This is a genomic window from Nocardia sp. JMUB6875 (assembly GCF_041154655.1).
In the GTDB taxonomy this organism is placed as follows: Bacteria; Actinomycetota; Actinomycetes; order Mycobacteriales; family Mycobacteriaceae; genus Nocardia.
Genome location: NZ_BAAFGR010000036.1, coordinates 1 through 25,830 on the forward strand (window position 1 = coordinate 1; position 25,830 = coordinate 25,830).

Here is a 25,830-nt window from a genome sequence, read left to right on the forward strand (position 1 = left end):
ACCCCTCTCACCTCCCCGAACGCGGCCTACACCGCGCCCCACGCAACCACCCCCGCCTACGCGCACTGACGCACCACCAACCCGAACGGCCGGCACCCACCCGGGTACCGGCCGTTCACGTCTCCTCGAGAGCAGGATCAGCCCGCCGACCCCGTCATGGCCGCGAGGTTCGCCGCGCACGCCGGTGAGATGGGGTAAGTGAAAAAGATCGGCCCCAACAACAACGCCAGCAACGATCCGATTGCCGCGCTGCTGCCCGTAGCAGCGATACCGGTAAGAGGCACGTCCAAAACTCCATTCGATCCGTTTGCCGCCGTAGGCAATTCGTTGCGAAGCCTAAGGGATGGCCGATCAAGGAAATCTAGTCAATGACCGATTCGGTGACCGATTCAGCCCCACGTGATGCTCTCCACTTCCAACTCGCAAGTAATAACCGGAGCCCTCTATTGGCTGGATTCGTTGTGCGAGAGACAAACTGAGTAATGTCCGTCGCCGTGTGTATACTCCGCTCGTTGACCTTGGTTTGAAGGCGTTGTGCCCCAGGGCATCACGGGCAGGTGGATATATGCGTTAGATCTGTGTGCACCGTCGCGGCAATGGGGGCCGCGCGGAGGGATATTGCTGTCGTGGGGGTCGAGCAGGCTCGGCGTAGTGCCATGTTGCCACCATCGACTCGTCGGCGGTCTTCAGGACCCGGTCGGATCGAGAGTTGGTGGTCCGCTGTCCGCGGATTTCATGGAAGGGGTAATTGCGCCGTGTCCGCAAAAGCATTGGTCGCGTGGTTCATTCAGATTTTCGATTCTGAAACGCTCAACACGGTCGCGGCGCGACTGGGTTCCGAGCTGGCCGAGCGCATCGTGCGCGGCACAGCCACGATCGCCGACCTGTTCCTGGCGTCGGAAGTGGTCGGTTGGGAGCTGGGTGAACTATTGCCCGCTTCGCTTGACGAGCTGTATGGCCCGGTCCATGACCTCGATGGGCGAGACGTCGAGCGCATCGCATAGCGCGAACAGCTGATGCATATCCGGTGAGCGTTCCCCATTCTCGAAGCGCTGGATGGTACTGACAGCGACACCCGAGGCCGTCGCCAGCTGGGGTCGTGTCAGGCCGCGCCGCCCCCGGGCAGCGCGCAGCTCCTCACCCACCGCGCGGTTGATGCCGTCGTGGAGGTCCCGCAGTTCCATACGGACCATAATGAGGTCCAAATGGAATTTGGGCAAACAGTCCGGGCTGTGAATCTCCTCCGGCCTGACTTGAGGTCACGATTGCATAACAGGTCCGTTCGGACTTGAGACAAGTCCATACGGACCTTACTGTGGCCCGTATGGACCTTCTAGATCAACAAACGGTCGTCCGGGTTGCGCATGCCGTGCGTGCGGCGGGCCTCGATATCGAGCAGTTGGCTGCTCGTACCGGCCTCGACGCGGAGGTGCTGACTGCCCGCCTGGAGGTCGCCTCGCCGTTCACGGTGACCGAACTGGTCCTGGTCGCCATGGTGTTGGACTGCGATTCCACCGACCTCGTCGCCGCGTCGCCGCGATCGGGGGCGGCCGATGTCTGAGATCGATCCGAGCCAGCTGTATATCGACGTGCCGACGTTGCGCGACCTGGTCACGCTGCTGCGCGGAATCCCGGATCTCGCCGAAGATCTGGAAGATGCGGTCGCCGGTCGGGCGCGACTGGGCGCCGCCAACACTCGACTGAGTTCGCGATCCAGCGATCAGCCTCTGCCCTTCAGCGTCGGCGCGGCCTCCGCGCGTGATCATCTACACGCGGTACTGGTTTCCTGGGTTCGCCTTGTCTGTGAACAGCGAGCGATCGAGTACGCCGGTGACACCGGGACGGCCGACTTGGCCCGTTGGCTGATCGCGAACGTGATCGCCTTGGCCATGACCGAGGGCGCCGACACCGCTCCGGCGGATATCCGAGAGGCGGTCGAAGCCGTTGAGCGCATCGTCTGTCCGCCGCCCTCGCCGATTGTTGTGACCGCCGATGCTCTCGAATCCGCGCGACTGGCACGTCTCAACGCGTCCGGAATCGCGACTCTCGCAAAGGAGCTCGGTGAGCCGTTCCGCACTCTGACGGTACGTCGCATTCAGACGCTGCGGGATGCGGGCCGGGTCCAGCCGGTGCCGGGTCCGTGGGCGGCGGACTGGCCGGAGCAGTTCGTCGTCGGCGCGGTGCTCGACGCGCACCTTGCCTTTCCGGCGCGTCGGCGAAAGACCGGCGTGCAGCGTCTGGAGGTCCATCAGCCGCGGCTGCGGGTGGTGGACCGGGTGGCCGACTAGATCCCGCCGTTCGCTCCTATTCCACACGGCCGCCGAATCATCGCCCTCGGGCGCGATTCGGCGGCCGTTGCCGTACTCAACGGAAGGCGTCCCATGCGCTACACACTGTCCGAACTGATCGAGATGTCATCCCATACCGGCTCCCCGGCACGGCCCACCGCCGAGGTGGCGCACGAGATCATGCGCCTGCATCGCGAATGCCTTGTGGGGCAGTGCCTCAGGAAGACCGCAGCCTTCGAAACCTTGGTCGAGTCCGGATGCGTGGTGCCGGACTCGCATCGGCCAAGATGACGAAAAGTGGTGCAGACCTGCATGTTTCAAGAAACTTTGATCTTGGGTGTTGACATTCCAGCCCGCTTACGTGAAGCTAGGTGCAGCGCCACAGTTGCGCCTTCTCCCGGAAATCATCGGGAATCACACTCCACCAGCCACTTTCATTTCATGAAATTCGGCGTGGTCTCGGCCCCACTCGCAGCTTCTTCTCGCGGGTGGGGCCGTCCCGTTTCCAGACCTCCCGCCCGGCGGTACGGCCGCGGCCGCCGCCCGAAACGGCGTGCCCGAAAGGCGATTTCATGTGATCACCGTCTTGACCTGCCGCGGCACCGGCGAACCGCTCGCCTCGCCGCACAACCGGCTCACGGCCGTGACCGACCAGCTCGATTCGAGCAAGTACGAAATCGGCCCCGATATCGACTATCCCGCCGCTATCGGGCCGGTCAATCCCGCTCGTGATCTGGCCGGATGCTCGGAACTTCAGTCCATCGACCGAGGCGTGGCGGCACTGGTGAAGGCCATCCACTCGACCCCCAACCTGGTTGGGATCCTCGGCTACAGCCTCGGCGCCGAAGTTGTGACCCGCTTCCTCGAAGCGAAGGCACGCGGTGAATACCCCGACTGCGAGGTTGCGTGGGCCGCGAACATCGCGAACCCACTACGGCGCGAGGGGGATTCGATCGACGAACGTTCGACCGGATTCGGTATCAACGGGCAGCACGGTCCGTGGCCCGACGAGTTCCCGATCTGGGAGGTCGCGAATCCGGCCGACGGCATCACCTCGTGCCCGGCTGATTCGCCGCTTCGGACCTTGGCCGACACGGTATCCGCCTTCGGATTCGTCGCCCTCGGTGGCTGGAGCGCCGACCTCGCCGACAGATTGCGCCAAAACCGATGGCAGCCTGCCTCTTTCGGTTGGTGGCTGCGGCCGGTGCAGACCTGGCAGCTGTGGACACGAGCCGCCGCCCTGATGGACGGCTATCTCCGTGGTGGAACACACACTTCCGCTTACGTGAGCGCGGGCTACTGCGACCGCCTGGCGGCGATTCTCAATGCCTTCGAACCATCGGAAAGGAGGTGATCGACATGCTCACCATCGCCCAAGACCTCATCAAGCTCATCGGCGATCTGCTCCCGCTGATCCTGCCGCTGTTCGGCCTGTGACCAAGCCTGAACGTCGGAGCCCTCGTCATCGGACATTGGACATCAGGAGTCACATTGACGATCTTCGGGATCGATATATCCAACAACAACGGTCCAGACGTCGACTTGGCGGAGGTCGCCCGCGAGGGATTCCGATTCGTCTTCGCGAAGGTGACCGAGGGCGACGGCTTCATCGACCTCACTTGGCCTGCTTATCGAGATGCCGCACATGCGAACGGACTGCTCGTCGCCGGATACCACTACCTACGCGAAGACTGTGACGTCGAAGCTCAGGCGGAGCTGTATCTGGCGCACTTGGGCGATGCCGCGACGATGGTCGACTTCGAGGCGGATTCCGGTGGAATCGAGACCTTCTGGGCATTCGTGAACGCGGTGCGCGCTCGCGGTCGGGCCATGAATCTTTCCTACTTGCCACGGTGGTACTGGCAGCGGATCGGCTGCCCGAATCTCTCGCGGGTCCCGGGACTGATCCAGTCGAGCTATGTCGACGGATCTGCCTCGGCAGCCGTCCTGTACCCGGGCGACGACTCTCCGTTCTGGAATGCGTTCGGCGGCAAGGATGTCGACCTTCTCCAGTTCACCGCTGCCGCCGTCGTGGCCGGACATCGAGTCGACGCCAACGCGTTCACCGGCACCATCGACCAACTTCGGGCATTGCTCGGATACCCACCCACTACGACGCAGGGAGTTCTCATGGCGCTCACCGACGATGAACAGACGGACCTGTACCGCAAGGTCCAGGAGATTTGGGCGCAGCTGCGCGGGCCGGACGGCCAAGGCTGGCCGCAACTCGGCCGGAATGCGCAGGGGCAGAACCGGACCCTGGTCGACGCGGTGGCCCGATTGCTGGGAACTCCTGCCGACGACAAGGCGACGTCATGAGTGCCCCGGGCGCGTTCGTGGCGCGCAACGCGAAGGCGGTGGTGTCCGTCATCGGCGGAATCATCAACGTACTGGCGGTATCGGCGGCACTGTTCCAGTTCGCGCCGGCCGAATATGCCGGTGTGGGTGCCGCTTTGCTGGTAGTGATCGAGGCGCTGCGCAGTGCCAATGTGTGGATCGTCAGGAACGAACCGGCCATTGTGGCCGCCATCGACGAGATCGCCGCACCCGAGGCGGGGTGATCGCTTGTTCGAGACGCTGCTACTCGCCGTGGCTACCTTCCTCGGTGGAACCGGTACCTCGGCGTTCTTCACCTGGCTGCGTGGTCGTCGCATGCAGCCGCTGACCAGCCTGCGGTACGAGGTCGCGGCGGCCAAGAACGTGAACGACATCGCGCTCGAGACACTCGGGCGGGTTTCACAGGAGCTGCGCGACGTCACCGGCCGCCTTGATGCGGTAGAGGCGGCCCAGGAAGCCTCCATCCGCGAATTGACCAGGGTGACAGGACTTTTCCGGGAGGCACTCGCGGTTCTGCGAGGCGTCATAGAGGCCGCTCAGCACGGTCGAATCCCGGAGCTGCACATGTCCAGGGAGCTGATGGACGAGGTCGAAATGAACGGGGCGATCACCTGACCTCAGGGTTCAACCCCTGTGACAGTGAGCCTTTGACGATCCACACCGCCCGATCCATGATCTCGAGCGGCGAGACGTCGAGCGCATTGCACAGCGCGAACAGCTGATGCATGTCCGGTGAGCGTTCACCGTTCTCGAAGCGCTGAATCGTACTGATCGCCACACCCGAGGCCTCGGCCAGCTGTGGCCGGGTCAGGTCGCGGCGTGCGCGAGCGGCCCGCAACTCGTCACCCACCGCGCGGTTGATGTCGTGGTGGAGTTCACGCAGTTCCATACGGAACATTGTGAGGTCCGCGCGGCCTTTCCAGCAAACAGCCCAATTTGTCAACGTCGCTTGAATCACACTATCTACCAGTAGTTTTCGATCAAGCGATCGTTCCAGAGCCCATGCGGCCAGCCCCCGGAAACCTTCCATCGGTTCCTGACAGCGGGTCGAGCTCGCCGCATGTCCGCCCCTGCGCTCCCGCGCCTCCCGTCGGTGGTCCCACGGTCGCAGGCTGCGGTCGCAGCGCAGGGGCACCCAACTTTCCGTTCGACCGTCTATCGAGAGAAGTGCAATGGAGAAGACGACAGTCCTTGCGGCCAATGCCAATGGCGCGCAGTTCTATATCCCCGGGTTCGTCCGCATCGATGAGGTGCGTCAAACCGACGAATACGGCAACGCCGAGTTCTACGTGGTCTTCGACGATTCGAAGCTCGGTCAGGTCGCCCAGGTGACAGTAGCCCTCAGCGGAGGCGCTCCGCCTTCGCCGGACCAGACCCCTCCTCCCGTCGTTCTGGGCAAGGTCCGCTCCTTCGACTACTGGGGGTACGTCTACTACTACGCCTCGCCGGCCCCGACGAACTGGCACAACGAGAAGACCATGGTCATCACCGGCCGGGCCTACAACCTCGAGGTGTACGTGCCCGGCTTTGTCGCGGTAGACAAGATCCGCCAGGTCGGCAACCTTGACACCGTCCAGCTCTACATCCGCTACAACACGACGAACATCACCCAGATTCATCGCATCAGCGTCACCACCGTCGGTCCGGATCGCGAGTTGCCCGCCGGCGCGGTGGACCTCGGCCTGATTCACCCGTACGGCTCGTGGCTGTACGTCCACTACACCGACGAAATCGTCTCCACCCAGGCCTGATCCCGGCCTCCCACACCCGCCCCTTCCCGGCGCGCCCGTCTCCCGCAGGTGGTCCGCGGTAGTAGACGCAGGTCGTCACGCCGAAGGGGCGCAACGGGTCCCGTCCCCGACCTCCCCTCTCCGGGGACGGGACCCACCCCATCCCTCGAACCCGAGCCCTGGACAGGGCCCGGTACTTCGCCATGCCCTCGTCCCGGAAGGTCCCCGAATCCGATGCCCGACAAGGAAGTTCTCGAATCCATCCGCTTCGGCAACCACCAGCCGCCTTCCGAGTATGTGAAAACCGATGCCGGCCAGCTGGTCACCCCTGAATTCCTCGCCCTCATCCAACAGTCCCTCTCCGGCAAGCTCTCCGAGCAGCGTGACGTCGAGGAACTGTCCCCGGAGGTCCGTGCGCTAGCCGAAGAGCTGTCCGTCATCCACCTCCCTGAATGGCAGAGCGGCGTCGGCCGCAAGCTGGCCGAACCCACGGTAACCAGCATCAAACAGGCTGTGCGAGTAGCCGAATACCTCGTCAAACGCGGCGTCCGAGTCCACCCCGACCTCGAAGAAATTCGCTGGACCCCCACCCCCGGCGGCCAGCCCGGCGTCTTCGACACCGGCATCCACATCACCAAGGACGCCACCGGCAACTGGCCCGCCCTCGACCCCGAGGACTTCTACAACCTAGAAGACATCCAGGTCACCAAAACCGACGAGGGCCTCTGGTCCGCCACCCACCCCCGCGGCCTAGCCACCGAAGCCCCCACCAAAACCGACGCCTACGCCGCCCTGGTCAACCAACTCCGCCAGCGCATCGAACAGGCCCGGCACTCCAATGAGGAGTGATCATGTCGATCACTACCTCGGAAACGGCCAGTGGTAGTCGTACTTTCGATATCCCGGTCACGTCCTCTGTCGACGCCGCCCAAAAGCTGGCCCGGATCCACCGCGCCAACGACCTACTCGCCGATAGCCCGGTGGTTCCGTTTGCATCGCCGATCGGCCTCGCAACGAAACCCGAACCGGACATGTCCGAGCCCGGCGGATTCATTGGCCCCTACCAGCAAAACCAGCAGTACATCGACAACGGCCAGTACGAAAAGGTCGACCCCACTTACGTAGTCCCGCCACCCCCGCAGCCGCAGGCGCCAGCGCTAAACACCCATCCTTCCGTACAACCGGGCGTCACCGCACAGCCGCAGAATTCGGCCCCGAGCTCTCCGAAACCGGTGCAGCCAGGCGTCACCGTTCAGCCGAGTCAGACTGCGCCTGCGCCGGAACCCCTTCTGAAGGAGGCCACTTACAAGGGGCCGACGATGTTCGACATCGGCAACGGCGCGCCGCCGGATCAGGCCGAAGGCCAGCCGTGGGTTGTGCAGGACCCCAACCTCGGCAAGATCACCAACACGATCGTGGCCGGCACCGGTGGCCAGACCGTCGATTCGATCATCGAGAAACCCAACGGCCAAACCGTCACCTTGCGACGAGTGGCCGACGGCATGGGCGGCTACACGATGTGGATGAACGCCGGCGGCGTCATGTCGGTCTCGTATTCCCCCGGAACCCACGGCACCGCACCAGGTCACATCCTCCAGTACTCGATGGCTGAGGGCGATGATCCCTCGAACCCTTCGATCATTTCGGATCTGATGGACGGTGGACGTACCACCGTGAACCTCGATACGCGCACCGGGACTACTTGGGGCACAGAGAATCTGGACAACGGTGAGCAGGAAATCTCCATCCTGAGCCAGGACCAGGTCCAAAAGATCTTCCGCACCTACCACGACGAGATGGGCAATCCCTACACCGAGCAGGTGGGGGAGCTTCGCCCGGACAAGACCGGCTGGTACCTGGGCACCGATGGCCTGAGACGCGACTTCAACCCCGATCACAGCATCGACGTCTCCGGAATGGACAGCACTCGCACTACCGCACGCCTGCACTACACACCTTCGGGGCAGTTGAGCGGCACCCTCGCAAACGACGTCGAGGCACGGACGATCACGATCACGCCGAACGACACCGGTTCGATCCACGTGACGCAGGACTTCCGAGGAAAGACACTCCACGTCACCAGATACGACCTGAAGGGAAATCCACTCAGAGACTGGGCCCTCGGCTCGGACGGAAAGTGGCTCGACTACACCCGCAACGCGGATGGTTCCACAACCTTCAACCAGCTCGACGGCACGAAACTCCAGGTCAAAGACACCTGGCACTACACCGTCTGGAGCCCGGACGGATCGCACAAAGACTACGACACCTCACCAAAGGTAGACACAAGAAGCTTCACGCAGAAGCTATGGGACGCAGGCGATAACGCATGGGATGCCGCCTTCGAGAAAGGCCGCGGCCTTGTTATCGGCCTCGGAGCCATGTCTGGCTTCAATAGCCAGTACAACGACTTCGCAAAGTTCATGGGCTGGGACTCCCGGCTAGAAACCCAAAAGATCCCCTTCACCAACCAGGACATGAAGGCCGGCCCGCTACTCGGCCTCACCTACGGCATGGCGACGGGAATCCTCAAAGGCGTTTTCGACACGTTCTCGGCCGATTTCAGGACAGTAGTTTCCGCCGCCGAAGCAACCGGCGACTGGGCGCGCGGAAAGGTCAGCTTCAACGACGCGGCTGTGCGTGTATGGCAAGAGGCAGCATTCGACAGCATAAACGCTCGCTCCCAGTTCTTCTTGATGACCGACCTCCGAGGCGCCACCGAGCACCCATCCCAGACAGCCGGTGAACTCGCCTTCGGCGGCCTCACCCTACTCCTCCCCACAAAGGGAATCGGCCGCGGCATAGGAGCTACAACGCGGGCGGGCATTTCCGGTGCAGTAAAGGCCACCGAACTTGCCGATACAGCAATACATGCGTTCAAGCGATTGTCCATTGCTGATTCGAGCATATTAAGACCATCGCGCGAACAACTCGCAGGGGCAGCCCGAGCCGCCACACAATCCGCAAACTTGGGCAGCGCAGCAGTTGCTCGAAGCATGTCTCAAACGTTGGATAAATTCCGCACCAGCAGAAATGAGCTACTGAACAGACTGCCTTCGCGTGCCGATGGTCTCGAAACCCCGCGGCGAGATATGTGGATTGATGACAGCGGTAGAACTGCACCGCGCCCACGCAATCCAGACGCCGCTGAGGCAAATATTACCGGAATCGTGCAACTCGACAGCTGGATAAAGTCCCAATGGAAGGCTTGGACGTCGGGAGGCCCACCCTGGGGAGGTCTGCAACCAGCGTTTGCGGGTGCTCCACAACGGTACGCCCGCTATCCCATTCGTAGTAATTCACTAACACCCGGGATATTTGAAAGCCGGGCCGGGAATGCAGGAAACTCGCACGCGATTACGCCTGGATCGGGAAGCAGTGGCACGGGCTCGGGGCTTTCGCGGAGGCAGCTCTCGGCAGGTGGCCTGTCGGATGAGTTGACTAACATCATCAATAACGCGGAGCTCCCGCCTCGTCCTTACTCGCAGCTGGGGGAGTCGGTACCCTGGGAGAAGTTGAAACGGTCGCCTGCGGAAAAGAGTGTGATCACAGGTGATCATATCCCGTCTGGGCGCTCCTTGATAGAGCGAGCCAGAATAGACGCGCTGAAGGAACATGCGAAAACTGATCCGAGACTCAAGATGCTTCTCGAACAGCGCGAAGCTGGACTCATCAAGCCTGGCAACAAAAAGGAACTTAGGGAAAAAGAAGAAGCAATCTTCCAAAAGGAGGGGTTGACAGTCAAGGGTGGTAAACTTGGGCCTAAGGCGAAAGAAATCTATGACCAAGCACTAACTGTTGTTATCGAGACCGAGCTTCACAAACTTGGTCGCACATATCTAGGCGAAAATAGAAAGAAGGAGACGGATGTCACTCCGGTGCGCGTACGATACGGTAATGACGCCCGCAACCCAATCGAAGCTGTTCGAAAAGACCTCAAACGGTACCTGGACGTAATCCCAGGGACTGAATGGTTCACCAAACAACAGGTCGAAGCGTTCATTAGGCATTACAAAAACCTGATCGATGAGAAGGTTATTGACTCCTCCCCAGCGATCGATAGAATGCTTTTAACTGCGTGGAATAAAGCGGGTTAGGAACCGGAATGAGTGAGATGAGCGCCATTGAATCCGTTCTCGAGGAGGATTCTCTGCCCGGCCGTGTCAAGTGTCAGCGTATCTTCGATCTGCTGCATGTACGGCCGCGTCTCGGGGCGGATGTCGCGGCACGCTACCTCGCCGAAACCGAGAACGAAGCCGGAGCCGACTACGTAGCCCAGTACCTCGGACTGATCCCCGGAATGGTGGCCGAGAAGACCCGTGCCGCTGAGCACCTGCGGCGTACGCAAGCCCTGGCGGGGGCCGCATCGTGGCTGGTTCCCTGGCTCCCAGACGATCTCCTCGACGCGTTCATCTCCGACTATCTGACGGCCGTCGAGCCCAGCGAATCACCGGCTCGCAGTGTCGTCTACTGCATCGGCCTGTTCCATCCACAGCTGCTGCGTCCCTACGCGAATCGACTCGAGCCGCACATGGCCCGCGCCCTACTGTCCGGCGGACCGGACGAATTGGCCGACGCCTTCCTTGAACGCTGGGAACAGGCCCATACCCTCCCTTCGCTGGAAGCTCTCGCACTGATCCGCACCGATCACGCTCGCGAACTCGTGCGAAGCACCCGCGACACAGTCGACGAACCCAGCGACTGGTATCTGCTGATGCAGTTGGCCGGCACACTGCCGGACTCCGGTCGGCCTTCCGGATTCTGGCCCGCCTACATGGGTTTCATCGCCGACAGACAGCAAAGCCCGCATACTGTGGGCGGCCTGTTCCACGGCGAGGTACCGGTGTGTCTCGAATGTGGGACACCGGCCGAGCGGGTGCTCGAACTCGCCGCAGACTCGCTGCCTTTCGCCTTGAGAAACAACCCCTCCTTCTTCTGGTACACCTGCGGTTGCTACTCGTTGAACTCGACAACCCTGCGCATCACACCCGAAGGCACGCACGTCTATTACGGTCCGTCCGCGCCCGCCACCGGCAGCGCCGACATGGTGCCCGGTGGGGAACGCTCACTCGTACTGGAACTCCACCCCAACCAGACCGGCATCAGCGACGAGTCGACCGACGAAAGCAATCAACACCAAGTCGGCGGTCTCCCCAACTGGATCACCGTCGACCGGCACCCCCGCTGCCCCGAATGCGGCAACTCCATGCCTTTCCTCGCCTCGATCGGAGGCAACCTCACGCCCTTCGGCAACCTGGCATTCGACGGCACACTCTACTGTTTTTGGTGCGACGACTGCTGCGTTTCCAGTACTAAATACCAATCCTGAAGCTATTTCCCGAATAGAGGCGTGTCAACCGAAATCTGTTGGACACAAGTTTGGCATGGAACGCCGAATGCGTAATGAGATGAGTGGCTGATATGCTGCGGCAGCAAGAGCTTATTGGTGAAATTGTCGAGTATTTGCGAGAATATTCATCATTGGAATGGATTGAAATAAGCGCAACATTTAGAGCTGCCGGCGCAGTCGTTGGCCTGGATGTTGCGGTAGAAACTCCTGATGGTCGCTTATCTGATATGGGTGAGCCGGTCATCATTCCGCGCGAAGTTGCGGAACTGCGTAAACTTATGTATATCTCAGGGTTGGGTACATGGTTTACTTTTAATCTGAGGATATTGAGAGCGGGGGATTTCTTCGTCGATTTCGACTACGACCGACCTTCGCCTCAGCCGCTGCTTTGGTTGGACTTCGCCGGCGACCTCGATATGTTCCCCAGGAAAGAGGTTCCGGCATGGATGCTCGACGAAGTCGAGAATCAGCGGGTCGAGGAAGCGTCCGAAGCTTGTACTGATTGGCTGTGGGAGCAGGATGAACGGACGTCGGAATCGGGTTGGACCGACCATGCTCGTGAAAAGATGGACCGCAGCCTCGCCGTCCAACGAGCCGCAGGGTTCATTCCCGAGGATCCTGGATGTCTATATATTGAGATTTCGAACGAGCTCGGAGCGGACGACATCCCAGCCGTCAGTTTCTGTGAGTTATGGGAAAACCGCTTCCAGCGACGCCGAATTGAAATATATCGAGACGGTGCTGTCGGTCTCGCGGATGAGTACCGCACGGAAGGTTGTTTTCGCTGCGAGCCAGGGGAACATACCTTGCTGGATGAAGACCCGCTTCCTTCTCCTTCGGGGCTGTCCGAAGAGTCAGGTATATCCGCACGCGAGATCAGCCCTGTTGAATTTCAAACAGAATGGCTCGCTGCGGGCGGCTGGTAATGCGGCCCACTGTGAGATAAGGAAGGTGTGTAATGGTGGAACGAATCGCTTTTCCTGATATCGAGAAAACTCTTGTCGACTTCTTGACTGCCAAGCTTGCGGCCGTTTCCGATGGCGCGGTGGTGGTCACGAAGGTTCCCGATCCGCGGCCCACGCGGATGGTGCGGGTTACTCGGAATGATCGCAAGGCCCGTCTCGACGTCGAGGATCGGGAAGGGCGCCGTGGTGCTCAGCTGGTTCTGGATCGTCCCCGGGTTGTGTTCGAGTGCTCCGATGACGCTGGGAATGCGGCCGGGCTGGCTGCGTTGGTGCGCGGCTTCGTGAATGCCGCTGCTCCCGGGCGTATCGGCACTGTCTGGTGCGATTACGTCGAGGATGCGGGCGAAGAGAACGATACTGATCCGGTGACTGCCGCTCCGCGGTACACGGTTGTCACCGACTTGATTGTGCGGGGCACTGTTCTCGCCTGATTGCGTGTTACACGCAGTCGAAACTGAATGATCGAATCCCTAGGGCCTGCGCAAATCCCAAGGGAGATAACAAAAATGGCTCTGCCTACCAGCAAGTACATTGGCGCCGGCACTCCGAACATCGCCGTTACCGGCGGTGTTCTGGTTGCGCCGCTGGCTACCGCGCTGCCGACCGGTGCGGCCGGGACTATCGATCCCGCGTTCAAGGCGCTGGGTTATGTGTCCGAGGACGGCATCGAATCGATGGGTGAGCGCAAGATCGAGTCCGTCAAGGACTGGAACGCCGATATCATCGCGCAGCTGCAGACCGAGCATTCGGTGCGTTTCGGTCTGACCCTGTACGCGGTGTGGGACAAGGACGTGCTGAGCGAGGTCTTCGGCGCGGGCAATGTTGTTCCGACCGCCGCTACCGCCACTTCCGGTGCGCTGTACCAGGTCAAGGAGACCGGTTCCCCGCTGCCGCGTCGCTCGTGGATCTTCGACATGGTCAACGAGGACAAGAAGCTGCGCATCGTGCTGCCGAACGCCAAGATCACCTCGGTCACCGAGAAGAAGTTCGTGTCGAACGCCCTGGCGGGCTTCACCATCAGCGTCGAGGCCTTCAAGGACGACGCCGGCGTGAAGGCGTACCGCTACCTGGACGACGGCATCAAGACCGCCTGATTCCGACGGTATTCACCGTCGAACACCAAGACAGGGCTCAGCCCCGAGTAAGTCGGGGCTGAGCCCTGCCCTCTGACGGCCCTGAGCCGTCCTGCAAAGCCCCCAACGGCGGCGGTTATTCCAAAACCTATGCGCAGGCCCGCCGCCGCCGTTGGGCCTTCCAACTGCATAAACCACCACAACGACTAGACGAAAGGGTCTGCGTAACAATGACTTCCCCGAAAGCCCCCATCGCGATCACCACTCCCGCGAAGGTGAAGGACAACTTCCACTACCAGGTCGACGGCATCGACATCGAGCTGCCGTCGCTGACCTACCTCAAGCCGGGCCTGGTCCGCCGGATCCGCCGCCTGGGCGATGTGGATGCCATGTACACCCTGCTGGAGTTGGCGGTCTCGCCCGAAGCGCTTGCGGCCCTGGATGATATGGATCCGGACGCCTACCACGAGATGTTGGAGGCCTGGCGCGCGCACTCGGGTATCAGCCTGGGGGAATCCTGAGCCTCGATGCCCTTCTCGAAGAGCATTCCGAGGCAATCGAATACGACCTGATTGCCCTCGGCCTCCGGTTGCGCCGGCTCGGCGATGAAACGCTGAGCTGGGGCGATCTGAAGGCCATAGTCAAGTTCCTGCCGCCCGACTCGGCACTGATGCGCACCATGCACCCCGAAGCCCACCGCTGGCGGCTCGACCAGTACCTGCTCGCGGAGATGGCTGATTGCCTGCGCTGGCTGGTGTGGTCCAAGAGCGACGATGCCCGGAACGGGCGCAACCGTCCCGAGCCCATCGCCCGGCCCGGCCTCGAATCCGGCCGCGAACGCGTGGGAACGGCGATGGGGGTCGAGCGGATCAACGAATTCCTCGGCTGGAGTGAGTGATTCCTCGCCGGTGGGCGAGCTCGGGCGCAATCGGCCCAGAAAGTGGATGTGAATTGTGGACAAGCGACGCCCACCGGCGATGACACTGCCGGACATTCTCGCGATGACAACCAGCGGGCAGCCTGCACCGGGGAAGCGGATCACGCTCCCCAGCGGCGCCCTCTGGGAGGGAGGACCTACCCCTGGGACTTCCCTTGTCACGCTCCCTGACCAGGATCCGATCCTTGTCTCCGACAACGGGTCCGGTGCGCCGAACTCCCTTGTCGGCCGGTCCGGCCCGTTCGCCGCGCTGGCCCACGCCTTCGAGGAGGTGCTCGGCCACGTTCCGAACTTCTTCGCGGACCGGGTCGCGTCGCAGGCGCTGAACCTGCTTCGTGACAGCTCGAAGAGCGACGAGACCGAAACTCGGATCGTCAAGTTCAGCGCCAAGACGACGCTACTCAATCCTGCCAAACGAGGCGGACACCGCACGCCGGAAGACTCTGAGGATCAGGGCGATTCGGTCTTCGAACAAAACCCGGTGCGACGCGCACGCGGCGGTCTGGTCTACAAGCCGGGCGATACCGTCGCAGACGGCGGCCTGGTGTCAGGTCCCGGTGGCTCGGCTTCCGACCTGGTGCACTTGGCGGCGTCCCGCGGCGAGTACGTGGTCAATGCCGAGTCGGCCGCACGCGCTCTCTCACTGCTCGACGCGATCAATTCCGGCTGGGTGCCCTCCGCGGACTTCCTGGCGGGCATGCTGCCGGGTCTCGCCGGAGCGGACGCGAGTCGCACCACCGCTCCCAGCAATCCGAACCAATGGCGAGACCTGCTCGGCCAGGGCGTCATCGCGGACACGTTGGGAGGCTTGGGAAACGCCGCGGTCGACGCGGCCTCCTGGGCGGGCGCCGCGCTGGGCTCGGCCCTGGCCCCCATGTTCGGGCCGGGCGGATTGTTTGCGGCCCGCCCCGGATCGCCCGCATCCGCGTCGGTCCGCAATGACGCGGATCTTGCCGGTTCGGCCGTCCCGATGACGGCATCGATTCAGGCCACCCCTTCCGCCACCCTTGGATTCCTTGGTACCGCACAACCGAATTCGCCTACCGGTGCAGCCGGTGAGCTGGGTTCGCTGGCCGCGGCACTCGGTTCCGGTATCAGCGGCGCAGCCACCGCAGCAGGCAGCCGACTGGGTGAGATGCTCGGCGCCGCAATCCAGCCCGCCCTTGGTCCCTCCGGTGAACTCGCGCCCGTGATCGGCGAACAACTCGGCCGATTGATCGGCTCGCAGTTCGGGAGTCAGTTGACCACGTCGCTGACCGTGCAGGCCGGACTCGGCGGAGGGACAGCGACTTCCGTGACCGGCTCCGGCGCTACCGGAGCAAGCGTGCCCGGCGGAACGGGGACCGGCGACACCGGAGAGGGTTCCGCGCCGGAACCTACCTCGAATGACAACGGCGGCGGCAGCGTCGTCGTGAATGCTGGCCCGGCAGGCTCTCCGAGCGGAGGCAATCCCGCTGGCGGGGATGCCAATACCCAGCCGCATTGGGAATACCTGGAGGGCAGCGAGGACGGCACACTGGCGTCTGGTTGGGCGTACCTGACGCCCTCGGTGCAGATTGCCAAGACGCCGGGCATGGATGTCCAGGCCTTCGTCAAGGACGATCCGAATACCCCCAAGCGGTACGTGCGGACGCCGAAGGGCCTCAACTGGCTCGATGCTCTTACCGGCAAGACGGCGAACGGTGACGCGCAAACCCTTCAAGACGAGATCCATCAATACAACCCCAGCGAAGGTAACTTCACGGATCTGGTCAATCTCGCCTCTCGGAAGGTGGGTACCGATCTCGGCAATCTGCTGTCACCGATCCTGGGCAGTGACGCTCCCCAGTTCCTGGCTGATCATCTGGCGGAACTGACGAGTCCACTCGGCCAGGCATACAGCGCTGCCGATCCCGACCACACGTACACCGACATCATCGGTCGCTGGATCAGCCAGGCGACCGGCATCGAGTGGACACCCAAGGGCAACTCGGGATCATCCTCGGCGAACCAGATCACCAACGAACAGCAGGTCGGCGTAGCCGCTTTCAAATACGGCATCCAGGGCCTGCAGCAGCACGGCTTGCTCGGTGGCCTGACCGGAGCGATCTCCGGCGCAGGCTCCACCCTCGGCAGCCTCGCCGGCAGCTTCCTCGGCACCCTGGCCGCGCCGTTCCTAGGCCCCGCCGCGCCGCTCGCTCCGGTCATCGGCGAGTTCCTGGGCTCGATGATCGGCGGCAGCATCGCCGAGGAATTCACCCGCCCCATCGAATGGGTCGGCAACACGATCAAAGAGCTGGTCGGAACCGGTTTCGGTCTCACCGATCTGGCCGAGGGCCCGGGCGGGCACACCGTCCGCGGCGATATCTACAACTTCAACGGCATGGACCCGAAGAGCGCGTCGATCGCGGTCGAGCGGGTGCGTCGGCGCCGGGCTGTGGCGCAGCAACGCGGAGGAGGTTTCGGGCGATGAGCCACCAACTTTTGGAAACCCACGGCACGAAGGTGGTCGTGTGGGATGTCAACGGGCGAGTGTGGCACCTGTCCGGAGTGAACTCCGGTCGAGAGGGTGTGCGCTTGTCCCAGCAGAACGGCTTCATGTTCGCGCCGGTGCAGCTGCTGGTTTCGGAGGGTGCGCGCCAGGACGGCGCCACCTTCATTCGATCGGTCCGCTCCAAGAAGGAGTGGGATTTCCTGGTCGTCATCTCGACCTCCGCGAAAGATACCGGGGCCGATCCGATCCGGGACTTCCATGCGGTGCACGACGCCTGGTTCCGAGGCTGGTCTACAGACAAGCCGGTGACTGTCGGTTACTACACCCGGCATCAGGGCTGGCGGTTCCAGCAAGCACAGCTGGATGCCGCCCCCGAGCCGGTCGGAGACGTCGATCCCGCGCGAAATGCCATGGCGGTCTACAAGATGTCCGCCACCGCGATGGATCCGCTGGAGCGACACTTCGACGAGAACTCGGTGTGGACCAATTCGGCCGGCATCGGCCAGGGCAGCGTGCGGTTGCGCAACGCCGCTGATCAGCAAGCCTGGCCGCGATACACGATGAACGGCCCGGGACGCTGGCAGATTCTGGATCCGGTCGCGGGCGATCTGACTCGCATGGTGCAGACGCCGCTGCTGACCGCTACCCAGACGCTACGGATCGACACCCATCCGCGGCATCGGACCGCGACGGTCTATGACAGCTCGGGTGCGAAACCGGTCAATGTGTGGGCGCAGCTCAGGGGCCGTCGCTGGATGCAGTCGATGAATCCGTGGAGTTCCACCGAGATCACGGTGCAAGTTGATGGCGGCACCACCGCCTCCAGCATCATCGCCTCGGTCACTCCCCGATCCTCGAGGCCGTTCTGATGACCGCGGGCAGTTGGGATCCTTACGACGAAACACGACGGATGGACGAGCAGTTCCGGGTCGACCAGGAAAAGGCGCGCAATCCCGATGTGCTGGTTCGCTATTGGAACAAATTCATGGAAGAGGTGGGGGAGGAGCACAGCTACCTCTCCCTGCAGTTCACCTATCCGCGCAACGCCGCCGGCGGCTTGAAGATGATCTGCCCGCGCGACATGGTGCACTTCGACCACCTGTTCAACAATCCGGACGGTGAAGACGCCACCATCCCGATCACCGTGAACACCAAGGGTTTCCGATGGGACGGTTACATCACCAAGGCGTCCATCGTCCGGGACGAGAACGGTGTCGAGACGGTCGACATCGAGGCCATTCACGCCTGGAACCACATCGCGACCATCTGCTGCTGGGCGTCGCCGTTCGCGCCGGTGCTGGCGCAATTCCCGCGGCACCACATTCTGTTCGGACCCGTTCGGACGCTGGTGACGACCTATCTGTCGATGAACCTGATGCGACTGCAGGCGCCGGGATGGGCTCCCGTGGATGGCGAGAACACCCCGAAGTGGAATGCGGGCAACACCCTGTTCCCGATCGCTGTGGTTCCCGTCGACCCTCTGCATGACACCAGCCGTTGGAGCGCGGCCTCCGCGCGCTTCGACATGGCGGACAAGCTGTTCCAGCCGATGCTGGAGGACTCCGGTGTCATGCTGACCGCGCGCTTCTTCCTGCCCGAAGAAGACGAGCAGCCGGCACCGAACTACTTCTATCTCGAGCACCCGACCGTCGTGATCGACACCGTCGACAAGTCCGGCGTGACCGGCAGCACCGGCACGCTGTTGGACGGAATCCAGTCCTGGTTCGAGGAATTCGCCGACGACGGCACCACGCCGATGCGTTACCCGAACCTCAACTCCACCACCGACTACGAGACCGTCTACGGGGAGCAGGGCAAGTTCGGTACCACCCGAAACTTCCCGTGGGTCTGGTACTTCGAAGGGGAGTACTCCGGCATCGGCGCTTCCGAAATCGCGCTGCACAAGCCGACCGCGACAGACGTCATCATCGGTGGCCGTTCCCCAGGGTGGGTGAACGCCGGTATCGAAGTCGTCATCAAGGGTCTGCTGTCGCTGATCGGTCTGGGCTGGCTGTACCGCGGCCAGCTCAATGACGTCTTCCTGGCCTGGATGGTGTACCGGGACATGGAACGTGCCCGTAAGGCAGGGCCGTACGCGTTTCGCGAGCTGTACATCACCGGCAGCGATAAGGCCTTCAACCTCGACGGCCTGGTCGCCGCCCGCCAGGGGCTGCATCTCACACGCGGCTACACCAGCCACAAGGTGACCATCGAGGACAACGCCCCCTACCTGCTGGGCAGAGACTTCGGACTCGGCGATCAGATCGGCTTCGCCGTCGGCCAGGCCGTATTCACCGACTACGTGACCGAACTGACCTTCACCGACGACCGGCAGACCCCTGCCGTCTGGCAGATCACCGTCGGCGACGGCTCCGACGAAGAGGACTCGGTCGTCAAGGCCTGGCAGCGGCTCGGCCGCTTCGCGGCCGCCATCAAGGACCTGTCCACCGATGTCGGCGCGGATCTGGACCTGCTCATCTTCTAACCTCGCTGGGAGGAAACATCATGGCGGACATAAGTTTTCCCGCCCGAATCACGATTACCCGGCAGCCGGACGTCGACGGCCTGCCGACGCTGGACGCGAAGCTAACGGTCTCCGACGAAGTGGCCGACCTGGCGCTGCCCCCGGGCCCGACCGGCGCCGCGGGCCCGAAAGGTCGTCCGCGCAGCACCTTTCGAAAGATGGGTGAGATCCCGACCGCTGCGGCCCGCCCGACCGGACTCGGCGCGGACGACCGGGGCAAGTGGTGGCATCGACTCGACGACGATGGCATGGACGTGTGGGACGGCACGCGGTGGCTGCACTCGCCACACGCCGTGGGCCCACAGGGACCGCTGGCCGACGCCAATACGCTCGATGTCGCCCCTACTCTGCACAAACCCAATCTGACGGTTCCGGCTCTCGATTTCGTCGGCAAGGGTGCGAATCAGCAGGTTAAGGTCACCGCACCTGCCGGTTTCGCCGGGCCCAAGGGTCCGGCGGGCGTTTCGGGCAAGCTCGTCGACTCGCCGGACTACGACCACTCGACCAGTCCTGGTTCCAACTATGTATTCGCCTATCACCGCCCTACGCAGAAATTCCGGCCCTTGCAGCCGCCCATGGGTGTCGGTCCCTGGTCCTGGTTCCAGGAAGACTTCGTGGAGGATCAGGAGGTCGACGCATCGCAGCTGACGGCCGGCACGTTCACCGTTCCCGCGCAGTCGTTCGCCTGGCGGCCGGTCGTGCAGGGACACGTGTACGTGTACGGCGCCAGCTCCGCGGTCGAGGCAACCGTGCGATTGGGCAGCGCAGACGGCGTGATCGTCGCCGCCACGCGTCCGTGCGCCGGCGGCTACCTGTATCTTCCGCTGCTCACCTCCTACCGCGACGAGACCTCGGTGCCATCCCTGTCGCCGAGTTCGACCTTCGCGACGCTGCCCGCCGGACAGCCCGCCACTTTCGTGGTCAGCCTGAATCGTGCGGGCGACGGCAGCGGGAAGATCGGCTTCTCGCGTAGCCAGGCATCACTCGTCGTCCACGCCCAGCCCATCTGAATGAGGTGAAATGTCAACCGTAGGAGAATATTTCGAGTCCACGCTCATTCGTGGTATCGACGAGGGTGTCGGGACCGCAGGGGTCGTGCAGGCGCTGCACGGCACTCCGCGCGACGGGTCGCTCGAACTGATGACCGGCACACCCGGCCCGGTGGGACCGCAGGGTCAACCCGGCGCGGTCTTCCGCTGGGAGGGCGATATCGCCGATCAGGCCGCGCTGACGGCGCTGTCCTCGAAACTGACCATCGCCCATGCGGGCAAGGCGTGGCGAGTACTTGCCACCAACACCCTGATGTACTGGAACGGAACGAGTTTCGACTCCTTCACCGATGCGTTCGGTGGCGCCGGACCGACCGGTGCGCCGTGCAATATCTCGATCGGCACGGTCGCAACTGGCCCGGTGGGCACCGATCTAGTGGTGACCGTGACCGGCACCCGCCCGAATCTGGTGCTGAATCTGACTGTCCCGCAGGGAGTGCAGGGAGTCAAAGGTGCGCCGGGCGGACCCGGACCGATTCGGCAGGCCCCCGACTACGCGGACGGAACGCACGTCGACGGTGCGGTTCCGGTGTGGAACACGACCAGCCAACGGTGGGCACCACGCCCCAATCCGGGCTTGCGCGGCCCATGGTCGATCAAGGGTTCGCAGGCGTGGGACGGTGGCCCCGGATTCGCCGCGTCGCAGAGCAAAGTCGGCACCTCGCCGAATACCGTGGCGCAGCTGAATATTCCGGCCCAGGACGTCGATTGGCGTCCGGTGATCGGGGGCGGCACCCTGATCTTCACCGATGAGGGCATCGGTAGCTTCAACACCCGTATCGATGCCGAAGTCCGTATCGGCTCGGCGACCGGGCAGATCGTCGCGCTCGGAGCCGGATTCCCGTTCGGCGCCGACGGATTCTGCTCCTTCCAGCCCTACTACGGCACGCGGACGATGACTCCGGACAGCACGGTGGGCGTCATTCCGGCCGGGCAGGCGGTCACGCTGTTCGTGGTGCTGCGACGTAACCGGGGCGACTCCAACTATTCCTACCGGCAGGACGATTCGCACATCGTGTGCTGGGCGCGGCCGGTGACGGCCTCATGAGCCTGGAGAACAGGATGACCGACGAACAGCAGACCGTCTACGACGAGAACATCATGATCACCATGCGGGGTGTCTCCGACTCAGTCGGACTTCCGTATACGGTGAATCCACTGGAACTGGTCGACCGCGAGGCGCTCATCGAGTTGCGCGAGGGTCCGGCCGGTGGGCCCGGCCCCGAGGGCGATCCGGCCTGGCCCTGGCTGTGGCGCGGCGACGTCGCGGACGTAGCGGCCCTGAAGGCACTGAATCTGACGACCGCCGACGCGCGCAGTGCTTGGCGAGTGGTGTCGGAGAATGCCGTCTACTACTGGACGGGCCTCGACTTCATCGCGTTCGCCAACGCGTTCGGCAGAGCGGGAAAGGCTGGCCCGCCGAATGCTCTGAGCGGCAGCGCCATTGCGGGTGCGCCAGGATCGTCTGCCTCGGCACGAATCACCGGAACCACACCGGGGCAGCATCTCGAAGTCACCTTCCCGCGGGGCGCCCAAGGCAATGCCGGTGACCCGGGCGCGGCTGGACGTATTCAGGATGCGGCAGACGTCCTGATCGACGCCGATCATCCGGTCGCACAGGACTACGTGCTCGAATGGAGCACAGCCCTCGGCAAGTTCGTACCGGCTCCCAACCCGAAGCTCGGCGGGCCGTGGGCGATCGGCAAAAGCCAGTTCAACGGCGGCTCGAACCTCAACGACCAGAAGGTGATCGCCGCCATCACCATTCCGGGGCAGCCGGTGACGTGGCGGCCGCAGGTGCGCGGCTCGGTCCGGGTCGCGTCCGCGAATGGCAATGGCTACGGCACCCGCACCGATGTCGAAGTGCGGATCGGCAGCCCCACCGGTGAGCTCGTCGGCTACGGCTACGGCTACGACATGAGCAACTGGGATTGGGTGCTGATCGGCCCGAAGTTCGATTTCCCGCTCTCACCCAACGCGAAGTTCGGTGTGGCGCAGGCGAATCAGACCGTAACCCTCTACGTGATCGCCAAACGCGCCAAGGGCAGCCAGTCGTTCTCCGTCGACAACACCGGCGCACAGCTGATCGTCTACGCGGGGCAGGTGTAAGCAATGACCACCATCTTCCGGCTGCCGGTCGATGTCGGGTCGGAGTGGACCGACGTTCTGGTGCCGAAGGACAGCGAACTCGTCTGGACGAGTGTGGAATTCGGAAGATTCATTACCTATTGGAGCCACCCCGGCGACCCCGCGACCGCCGTGGACGAACCCCGCAAGCTCCGGACGGATTCCCTCCCGCTGGCGCTCGGCGCCGATCCCGGCAACACCGTGCGCGGTGTCTCCGGGCTGCCCGGTGCCATCGCCTTCATGAAGAACGACAGGCTGCTCTGGGTCTACCGACAGCCCGCCGAGCCGCCCGCGAGCAACCCGACACCGGCCGAATAGGCCCACCCCAATACGAAAGGCATTGATCGATGGCTGATCTGGCCCCACTGAAGTACGGCAAGGTCGTCGGACGCTTTCTCGCGAATATCGCCGACGGCCCCGACATCGGCGATCTCCCCGAGTTCCCACCCCTCACCGGCACGGTCACCTTCACCGCCGACGCGCCGAAGGTACTGGTGGCCGCTGCGCAGCCCGCGCCGGCCACCTACGTCCAGCTGCCCAATCACTATGTGTGCGAACTGGATGAATTCGGCTACCTCACCTGGCGCGGGCAGCGTGGCATCCGGCTGGTCGCGCCGAACGCCGACACCAATCCGAGCCAATGGACCTGGCGGGTGTCCTTCTCGCTCCAGTACGAGGGTGAATCGGTTGCCCTGGAACCGTTCAGCTTCAACGTCCCCGAGTACGTGGCAGGCCCGGACCCCGCCAACCCCGACGCGGGTGCGTCCGGTCTGGTCGATCTGACACTCGTCTCGCCGGTACCCGCAAGCGGCGGTAATGCCGTGGTGCGCGGTGAGCGTGGCGCGGGCATCCAGATCGACGGGCAGGCGGCCACCTACGCCGCGCTGCCGGCCACTCCGAAAGACGGTGCGCAATATGTCGTCAAGGCGGACGGGCTGCTGTACGTCTACCGCGCGACGGCCGGTGGCTGGACTCCCAACGGACAGGGCATCGTGATCCGGGGCCCGGCCGGTGCGACCGACTGGGCAGGTGTCACCGGCAAGCCCGCGACCTTCCCGCCGATCATCGGCTCGACCTCGACAACCGCTGTTGCGGGCGATGATTCGCGGCTCACCGACGCCCGGACTCCCACCGCGCACACGCACATCACCGCCCATCTCTCGGATGCGAGTGCTGTGGGACGTTCGCTGCTCACTGCCAGCGATGCGGCGGCGGGGCGCACCGTTCTCGGAGCCGTGTCGACCACCGACACGCGGCTCAGCGACCAACGCACTCCCACTGCGGCCGGTCAGGCCTACGACATCGCCTTCAAGTCGCACACCGGAACTCGCGTGGCGGGCACCGGAAACGTGATGCCGGAGGGGCTGCGGATCGAGCGGGCGATCAGCATCAGCTCGATCACCTTCCGTGGTGAGACCGCGGGCTCCGGCAATCTGGTCGTGGAGTTGCGCAAGACGAACGGCAGCGGAAACAACCCTGTCGCAGGCACTTCGACGACCATCACGGCCGCCGCTCACAACACCGACACGGTCGTCACGACAGGCGGCCCGTGGACGTTCGCCGCCGGTGATCGCCTCACCGTCAACATCACCACCGCTGACAGTCCGGCCGGTAAGGGACTACAGGTGAGCCTCAAAGGGGTGACGATCTGATGGGACTCATCGTCGTCGCCCCCAGCGCGGCACTGACATCTATGGGGATGGACAAATCCGGTGACCTGGCCGTCGCCAAGGACACCACTACCGCCCTGAAGGTGTCCGGATGGACTGCCCGCACCGGGTACCCGGACACCGTCATATCCGCCGCCAACGAGATCCTCATCGCTGGGTCAGGGGCGGGCATCGCGCGCTGCAAGGTGACCTTGTCCGCTGCCTGGAGCCCGTCGGCGGGCGCCTTTCATGTGTCGCTCATGCAGAACAACGCCGAGATCAAGGGCATGGACTTCCCGTCCGGGCAATCGGTTGCCACCCTCTCCGATACTCCGATCGTCGTGCAGCCCGGTGATCGGCTGTGGCTCGCCGTCACCAACTCGACCACCGGCATCTTCGGTGTCACCGCGACAGTGAAGGGCGGCAACGGCACCTACGTCACCTTCGACGTCACGTAACGGAGGAATATCGCATGTCTTGGACCGGAGATCCGATCTGGCTCGCCGACGTACTCCGGGCCGCCGGTTTGCGCGTCATCGAACACGACGGCTGGCGCGACCGTGGCCACGGCGACTTCGCCGACCTGCGCGGCGTGCTCTGCCATCACACTGCGGGCGGTGGAACCGACGACTGGCGCATCGTCCAATACGGCCGCCCCGACCTGGAAGGCCCACTGGCCCAACTGGTTCTGGAACGCGACGGCACCTATCGGGTGATCGCCGCGGGCGTCTGCTGGCACGCCGGCCGCGGCTCGTGGCCCGGCTGGCCCACCAACAACGCCAACTACCACGTGATCGGCATCGAAGCCGTCTCCCGCGGTGACGGAACCGATTGGACACCAGCCCAACTCGACGCCTACAAGCGCGGCTGCGCCGCCATCCTGCGCCGCATCGACCGCACCGCAGCCGACTGCGTAGCCCACCGCGAGTACAGCAGCGAAGGAAAAATCGACCCCGCCGGCATCGACATGGACGCCTTCCGCCGCGATGTCCAGGCCTTCATCGACGGAGAGGATGCGCCGATGAGCGCAGCAGAAGTCACCGAACTCAAGGAATTCATCACCGCGTTCTGCGCCCCCATCGGCAGCGACGTCAAAGACATTCGCGAACAGCTCTGCGGCCGAACCCAGCGCGACACCGGCCAATACGCCGGCTGGCCCCAACTGAACAACCGCACCGTCGTAGACGCCCTCGCCGACATCTACACCCGCCTGGAACGACTCGAACGCTAGGAGGCCCCGATGTCGAATCCAATGACGCCATCAGCCTTTTCGGCGTCGACTCGACCAGTAGCCGCCTGGATCCCCGGTGCCGCGAGCACAACCGGTT

The 25,830-nt window shown here is 63.5% G+C and carries 29 protein-coding genes; 27 read left to right on the forward strand and 2 right to left on the reverse strand.

All coding sequences use genetic code 11. The features are described from left to right. Positions 1-755: 755 nt before the first annotated feature. The gene (locus ACAM49_RS11720; protein WP_369635542.1) at positions 756-1,004 is read left to right on the forward strand and encodes a hypothetical protein; all 249 of its coding nucleotides are present in this window, start codon (positions 756-758) and stop codon (positions 1,002-1,004) included. On the opposite strand, the gene ACAM49_RS11725 is transcribed toward ACAM49_RS11720, so the two are convergent. After that, positions 927-1,193 carry a helix-turn-helix domain-containing protein gene (locus ACAM49_RS11725; RefSeq protein ID WP_369635493.1) on the reverse strand — a complete coding sequence of 89 codons (267 nt, stop codon included), beginning with the start codon at positions 1,191-1,193 and terminating at the stop codon, positions 927-929. The genes ACAM49_RS11720 and ACAM49_RS11725 overlap by 78 nt on opposite strands. Before the next feature lie 131 nt (positions 1,194-1,324). Here ACAM49_RS11725 and ACAM49_RS11730 point away from each other — a divergent pair, with 131 nt between their 5' ends. The 7 genes from ACAM49_RS11730 (at position 1,325) to ACAM49_RS11760 (ending at position 5,240) form a co-directional block, all read left to right on the forward strand. Further along, a complete protein-coding gene (locus tag ACAM49_RS11730; RefSeq protein WP_369635494.1) occupies positions 1,325-1,561 on the forward strand; it encodes a hypothetical protein in 237 nt (78 codons plus the stop codon). Next, a complete protein-coding gene (locus tag ACAM49_RS11735; protein ID WP_369635495.1) occupies positions 1,554-2,288 on the forward strand; it encodes a hypothetical protein in 735 nt (244 codons plus the stop codon). The genes ACAM49_RS11730 and ACAM49_RS11735 overlap by 8 nt, the downstream gene beginning before the upstream one ends. Positions 2,289-2,381: 93 nt before the next feature. Continuing rightward, on the forward strand, positions 2,382-2,579 hold the full coding sequence (locus ACAM49_RS11740; protein ID WP_369635496.1) for a hypothetical protein: 198 nt from the start codon (positions 2,382-2,384) through the stop codon (positions 2,577-2,579). Positions 2,580-2,862: 283 nt separating this feature from the next. Further along, positions 2,863-3,642, forward strand: a complete 780-nt coding sequence (locus tag ACAM49_RS11745; RefSeq protein ID WP_369635497.1) for a PE-PPE domain-containing protein — start codon at positions 2,863-2,865, stop codon at positions 3,640-3,642. A gap of 137 nt (positions 3,643-3,779) precedes the next feature. Then, the gene (locus ACAM49_RS11750; protein ID WP_369635498.1) at positions 3,780-4,607 is read left to right on the forward strand and encodes a glycoside hydrolase family 25 protein; all 828 of its coding nucleotides are present in this window, start codon (positions 3,780-3,782) and stop codon (positions 4,605-4,607) included. Next, positions 4,604-4,849 (forward strand): hypothetical protein, encoded by a 246-nt coding sequence (locus ACAM49_RS11755; protein ID WP_369635499.1) that lies wholly within the window; start codon positions 4,604-4,606, stop codon positions 4,847-4,849. Before ACAM49_RS11750 ends, ACAM49_RS11755 begins: the two co-directional genes overlap by 4 nt. Before the next feature lie 4 nt (positions 4,850-4,853). After that, a complete protein-coding gene (locus tag ACAM49_RS11760; protein WP_369635500.1) occupies positions 4,854-5,240 on the forward strand; it encodes a hypothetical protein in 387 nt (128 codons plus the stop codon). On the opposite strand, the gene ACAM49_RS11765 is transcribed toward ACAM49_RS11760, so the two are convergent. Then, positions 5,233-5,514 (reverse strand): helix-turn-helix domain-containing protein, encoded by a 282-nt coding sequence (locus ACAM49_RS11765; RefSeq protein WP_369635501.1) that lies wholly within the window; start codon positions 5,512-5,514, stop codon positions 5,233-5,235. The genes ACAM49_RS11760 and ACAM49_RS11765 overlap by 8 nt on opposite strands. A gap of 283 nt (positions 5,515-5,797) precedes the next feature. Here ACAM49_RS11765 and ACAM49_RS11770 point away from each other — a divergent pair, with 283 nt between their 5' ends. The 19 genes from ACAM49_RS11770 to ACAM49_RS11860 all read left to right on the forward strand — a co-directional run bounded on the left by ACAM49_RS11770 (position 5,798) and on the right by ACAM49_RS11860 (position 25,733). Continuing rightward, positions 5,798-6,376 (forward strand): hypothetical protein, encoded by a 579-nt coding sequence (locus ACAM49_RS11770; RefSeq protein ID WP_369635502.1) that lies wholly within the window; start codon positions 5,798-5,800, stop codon positions 6,374-6,376. 213 nt (positions 6,377-6,589) lie between these two features. Then, positions 6,590-7,204 carry a hypothetical protein gene (locus ACAM49_RS11775; protein ID WP_369635503.1) on the forward strand — a complete coding sequence of 205 codons (615 nt, stop codon included), beginning with the start codon at positions 6,590-6,592 and terminating at the stop codon, positions 7,202-7,204. A 2-nt stretch (positions 7,205-7,206) separates the two neighbouring features. Beyond that, positions 7,207-10,452 carry a hypothetical protein gene (locus ACAM49_RS11780; RefSeq protein WP_369635504.1) on the forward strand — a complete coding sequence of 1,082 codons (3,246 nt, stop codon included), beginning with the start codon at positions 7,207-7,209 and terminating at the stop codon, positions 10,450-10,452. An 8-nt stretch (positions 10,453-10,460) separates the two neighbouring features. Then, positions 10,461-11,684, forward strand: a complete 1,224-nt coding sequence (locus ACAM49_RS11785) for a hypothetical protein (protein WP_369635505.1) — start codon at positions 10,461-10,463, stop codon at positions 11,682-11,684. Between the two features lie 92 nt (positions 11,685-11,776). Continuing rightward, positions 11,777-12,631, forward strand: a complete 855-nt coding sequence (locus ACAM49_RS11790; RefSeq protein ID WP_369635539.1) for a hypothetical protein — start codon at positions 11,777-11,779, stop codon at positions 12,629-12,631. Between the two features lie 32 nt (positions 12,632-12,663). Continuing rightward, positions 12,664-13,101, forward strand: a complete 438-nt coding sequence (locus tag ACAM49_RS11795) for a hypothetical protein (RefSeq protein ID WP_369635506.1) — start codon at positions 12,664-12,666, stop codon at positions 13,099-13,101. 75 nt (positions 13,102-13,176) lie between these two features. After that, on the forward strand, positions 13,177-13,764 hold the full coding sequence (locus tag ACAM49_RS11800; RefSeq protein WP_369635507.1) for a hypothetical protein: 588 nt from the start codon (positions 13,177-13,179) through the stop codon (positions 13,762-13,764). Between the two features lie 209 nt (positions 13,765-13,973). Continuing rightward, positions 13,974-14,264 carry a hypothetical protein gene (locus tag ACAM49_RS11805; RefSeq protein ID WP_369635508.1) on the forward strand — a complete coding sequence of 97 codons (291 nt, stop codon included), beginning with the start codon at positions 13,974-13,976 and terminating at the stop codon, positions 14,262-14,264. Positions 14,265-14,332: 68 nt separating this feature from the next. After that, positions 14,333-14,641 (forward strand): DUF5361 domain-containing protein, encoded by a 309-nt coding sequence (locus tag ACAM49_RS11810; RefSeq protein ID WP_369635509.1) that lies wholly within the window; start codon positions 14,333-14,335, stop codon positions 14,639-14,641. A gap of 55 nt (positions 14,642-14,696) precedes the next feature. Further along, positions 14,697-17,132, forward strand: a complete 2,436-nt coding sequence (locus tag ACAM49_RS11815; protein ID WP_369635510.1) for a hypothetical protein — start codon at positions 14,697-14,699, stop codon at positions 17,130-17,132. Next, positions 17,129-18,022 carry a phage tail protein gene (locus ACAM49_RS11820; RefSeq protein WP_369635511.1) on the forward strand — a complete coding sequence of 298 codons (894 nt, stop codon included), beginning with the start codon at positions 17,129-17,131 and terminating at the stop codon, positions 18,020-18,022. Before ACAM49_RS11815 ends, ACAM49_RS11820 begins: the two co-directional genes overlap by 4 nt. Then, entirely contained in the window at positions 18,022-19,638 is a 1,617-nt protein-coding gene (locus ACAM49_RS11825) for a phage tail protein (protein ID WP_369635512.1), read from the forward strand. Before ACAM49_RS11820 ends, ACAM49_RS11825 begins: the two co-directional genes overlap by 1 nt. 20 nt (positions 19,639-19,658) lie before the next feature. Beyond that, complete coding sequence (locus ACAM49_RS11830) at positions 19,659-20,687, forward strand: hypothetical protein (RefSeq protein ID WP_369635513.1); 1,029 nt, start codon at positions 19,659-19,661, stop codon at positions 20,685-20,687. Positions 20,688-20,697: 10 nt separating this feature from the next. After that, positions 20,698-21,774 carry a hypothetical protein gene (locus ACAM49_RS11835; RefSeq protein ID WP_369635514.1) on the forward strand — a complete coding sequence of 359 codons (1,077 nt, stop codon included), beginning with the start codon at positions 20,698-20,700 and terminating at the stop codon, positions 21,772-21,774. Between the two features lie 14 nt (positions 21,775-21,788). Continuing rightward, a complete protein-coding gene (locus tag ACAM49_RS11840) occupies positions 21,789-22,835 on the forward strand; it encodes a hypothetical protein (protein ID WP_369635515.1) in 1,047 nt (348 codons plus the stop codon). A gap of 3 nt (positions 22,836-22,838) precedes the next feature. Next, positions 22,839-23,171, forward strand: coding sequence for a hypothetical protein (locus ACAM49_RS11845; protein ID WP_369635516.1), 333 nt, complete (start codon positions 22,839-22,841; stop codon positions 23,169-23,171). Positions 23,172-23,200: 29 nt separating this feature from the next. Continuing rightward, positions 23,201-24,505: a hypothetical protein gene (locus ACAM49_RS11850; protein ID WP_369635517.1), complete on the forward strand. Its 1,305-nt coding sequence runs from the start codon at positions 23,201-23,203 to the stop codon at positions 24,503-24,505. Continuing rightward, positions 24,505-24,960 carry a hypothetical protein gene (locus tag ACAM49_RS11855; RefSeq protein WP_369635518.1) on the forward strand — a complete coding sequence of 152 codons (456 nt, stop codon included), beginning with the start codon at positions 24,505-24,507 and terminating at the stop codon, positions 24,958-24,960. The genes ACAM49_RS11850 and ACAM49_RS11855 overlap by 1 nt, the downstream gene beginning before the upstream one ends. 14 nt (positions 24,961-24,974) lie before the next feature. Beyond that, positions 24,975-25,733 carry an N-acetylmuramoyl-L-alanine amidase gene (locus ACAM49_RS11860; protein ID WP_369635519.1) on the forward strand — a complete coding sequence of 253 codons (759 nt, stop codon included), beginning with the start codon at positions 24,975-24,977 and terminating at the stop codon, positions 25,731-25,733. The last annotated feature ends 97 nt before the right edge of the window (positions 25,734-25,830 follow it).

Bases quoted from the DNA above. Each gene is read 5' to 3' on its own strand.
- ACAM49_RS11850 (WP_369635517.1), top strand. From the start codon at position 23,201: ATGGCTGATCTGGCCCCACTGAAGTACGGCAAGGTCGTCGGACGCTTT.
- ACAM49_RS11845 (WP_369635516.1), top strand. From the start codon at position 22,839: ATGACCACCATCTTCCGGCTGCCGGTCGATGTCGGGTCGGAGTGGACC.
- ACAM49_RS11775 (WP_369635503.1), top strand. From the start codon at position 6,590: ATGCCCGACAAGGAAGTTCTCGAATCCATCCGCTTCGGCAACCACCAG.
- ACAM49_RS11785 (WP_369635505.1), top strand. From the start codon at position 10,461: ATGAGTGAGATGAGCGCCATTGAATCCGTTCTCGAGGAGGATTCTCTG.
- ACAM49_RS11755 (WP_369635499.1), top strand. From the start codon at position 4,604: ATGAGTGCCCCGGGCGCGTTCGTGGCGCGCAACGCGAAGGCGGTGGTG.
- ACAM49_RS11725 (WP_369635493.1), bottom strand. From the start codon at position 1,193: ATGGTCCGTATGGAACTGCGGGACCTCCACGACGGCATCAACCGCGCG.
- ACAM49_RS11835 (WP_369635514.1), top strand. From the start codon at position 20,698: ATGTCAACCGTAGGAGAATATTTCGAGTCCACGCTCATTCGTGGTATC.
- ACAM49_RS11765 (WP_369635501.1), bottom strand. From the start codon at position 5,514: ATGGAACTGCGTGAACTCCACCACGACATCAACCGCGCGGTGGGTGAC.
- ACAM49_RS11855 (WP_369635518.1), top strand. From the start codon at position 24,505: ATGGGACTCATCGTCGTCGCCCCCAGCGCGGCACTGACATCTATGGGG.
- ACAM49_RS11825 (WP_369635512.1), top strand. From the start codon at position 18,022: ATGACCGCGGGCAGTTGGGATCCTTACGACGAAACACGACGGATGGAC.
- ACAM49_RS11730 (WP_369635494.1), top strand. From the start codon at position 1,325: ATGGACCTTCTAGATCAACAAACGGTCGTCCGGGTTGCGCATGCCGTG.
- ACAM49_RS11735 (WP_369635495.1), top strand. From the start codon at position 1,554: ATGTCTGAGATCGATCCGAGCCAGCTGTATATCGACGTGCCGACGTTG.
- ACAM49_RS11860 (WP_369635519.1), top strand. From the start codon at position 24,975: ATGTCTTGGACCGGAGATCCGATCTGGCTCGCCGACGTACTCCGGGCC.
- ACAM49_RS11830 (WP_369635513.1), top strand. From the start codon at position 19,659: ATGGCGGACATAAGTTTTCCCGCCCGAATCACGATTACCCGGCAGCCG.
- ACAM49_RS11820 (WP_369635511.1), top strand. From the start codon at position 17,129: ATGAGCCACCAACTTTTGGAAACCCACGGCACGAAGGTGGTCGTGTGG.
- ACAM49_RS11805 (WP_369635508.1), top strand. From the start codon at position 13,974: ATGACTTCCCCGAAAGCCCCCATCGCGATCACCACTCCCGCGAAGGTG.
- ACAM49_RS11780 (WP_369635504.1), top strand. From the start codon at position 7,207: ATGTCGATCACTACCTCGGAAACGGCCAGTGGTAGTCGTACTTTCGAT.
- ACAM49_RS11800 (WP_369635507.1), top strand. From the start codon at position 13,177: ATGGCTCTGCCTACCAGCAAGTACATTGGCGCCGGCACTCCGAACATC.
- ACAM49_RS11795 (WP_369635506.1), top strand. From the start codon at position 12,664: ATGGTGGAACGAATCGCTTTTCCTGATATCGAGAAAACTCTTGTCGAC.
- ACAM49_RS11740 (WP_369635496.1), top strand. From the start codon at position 2,382: ATGCGCTACACACTGTCCGAACTGATCGAGATGTCATCCCATACCGGC.
- ACAM49_RS11790 (WP_369635539.1), top strand. From the start codon at position 11,777: ATGCTGCGGCAGCAAGAGCTTATTGGTGAAATTGTCGAGTATTTGCGA.
- ACAM49_RS11840 (WP_369635515.1), top strand. From the start codon at position 21,789: ATGACCGACGAACAGCAGACCGTCTACGACGAGAACATCATGATCACC.
- ACAM49_RS11770 (WP_369635502.1), top strand. From the start codon at position 5,798: ATGGAGAAGACGACAGTCCTTGCGGCCAATGCCAATGGCGCGCAGTTC.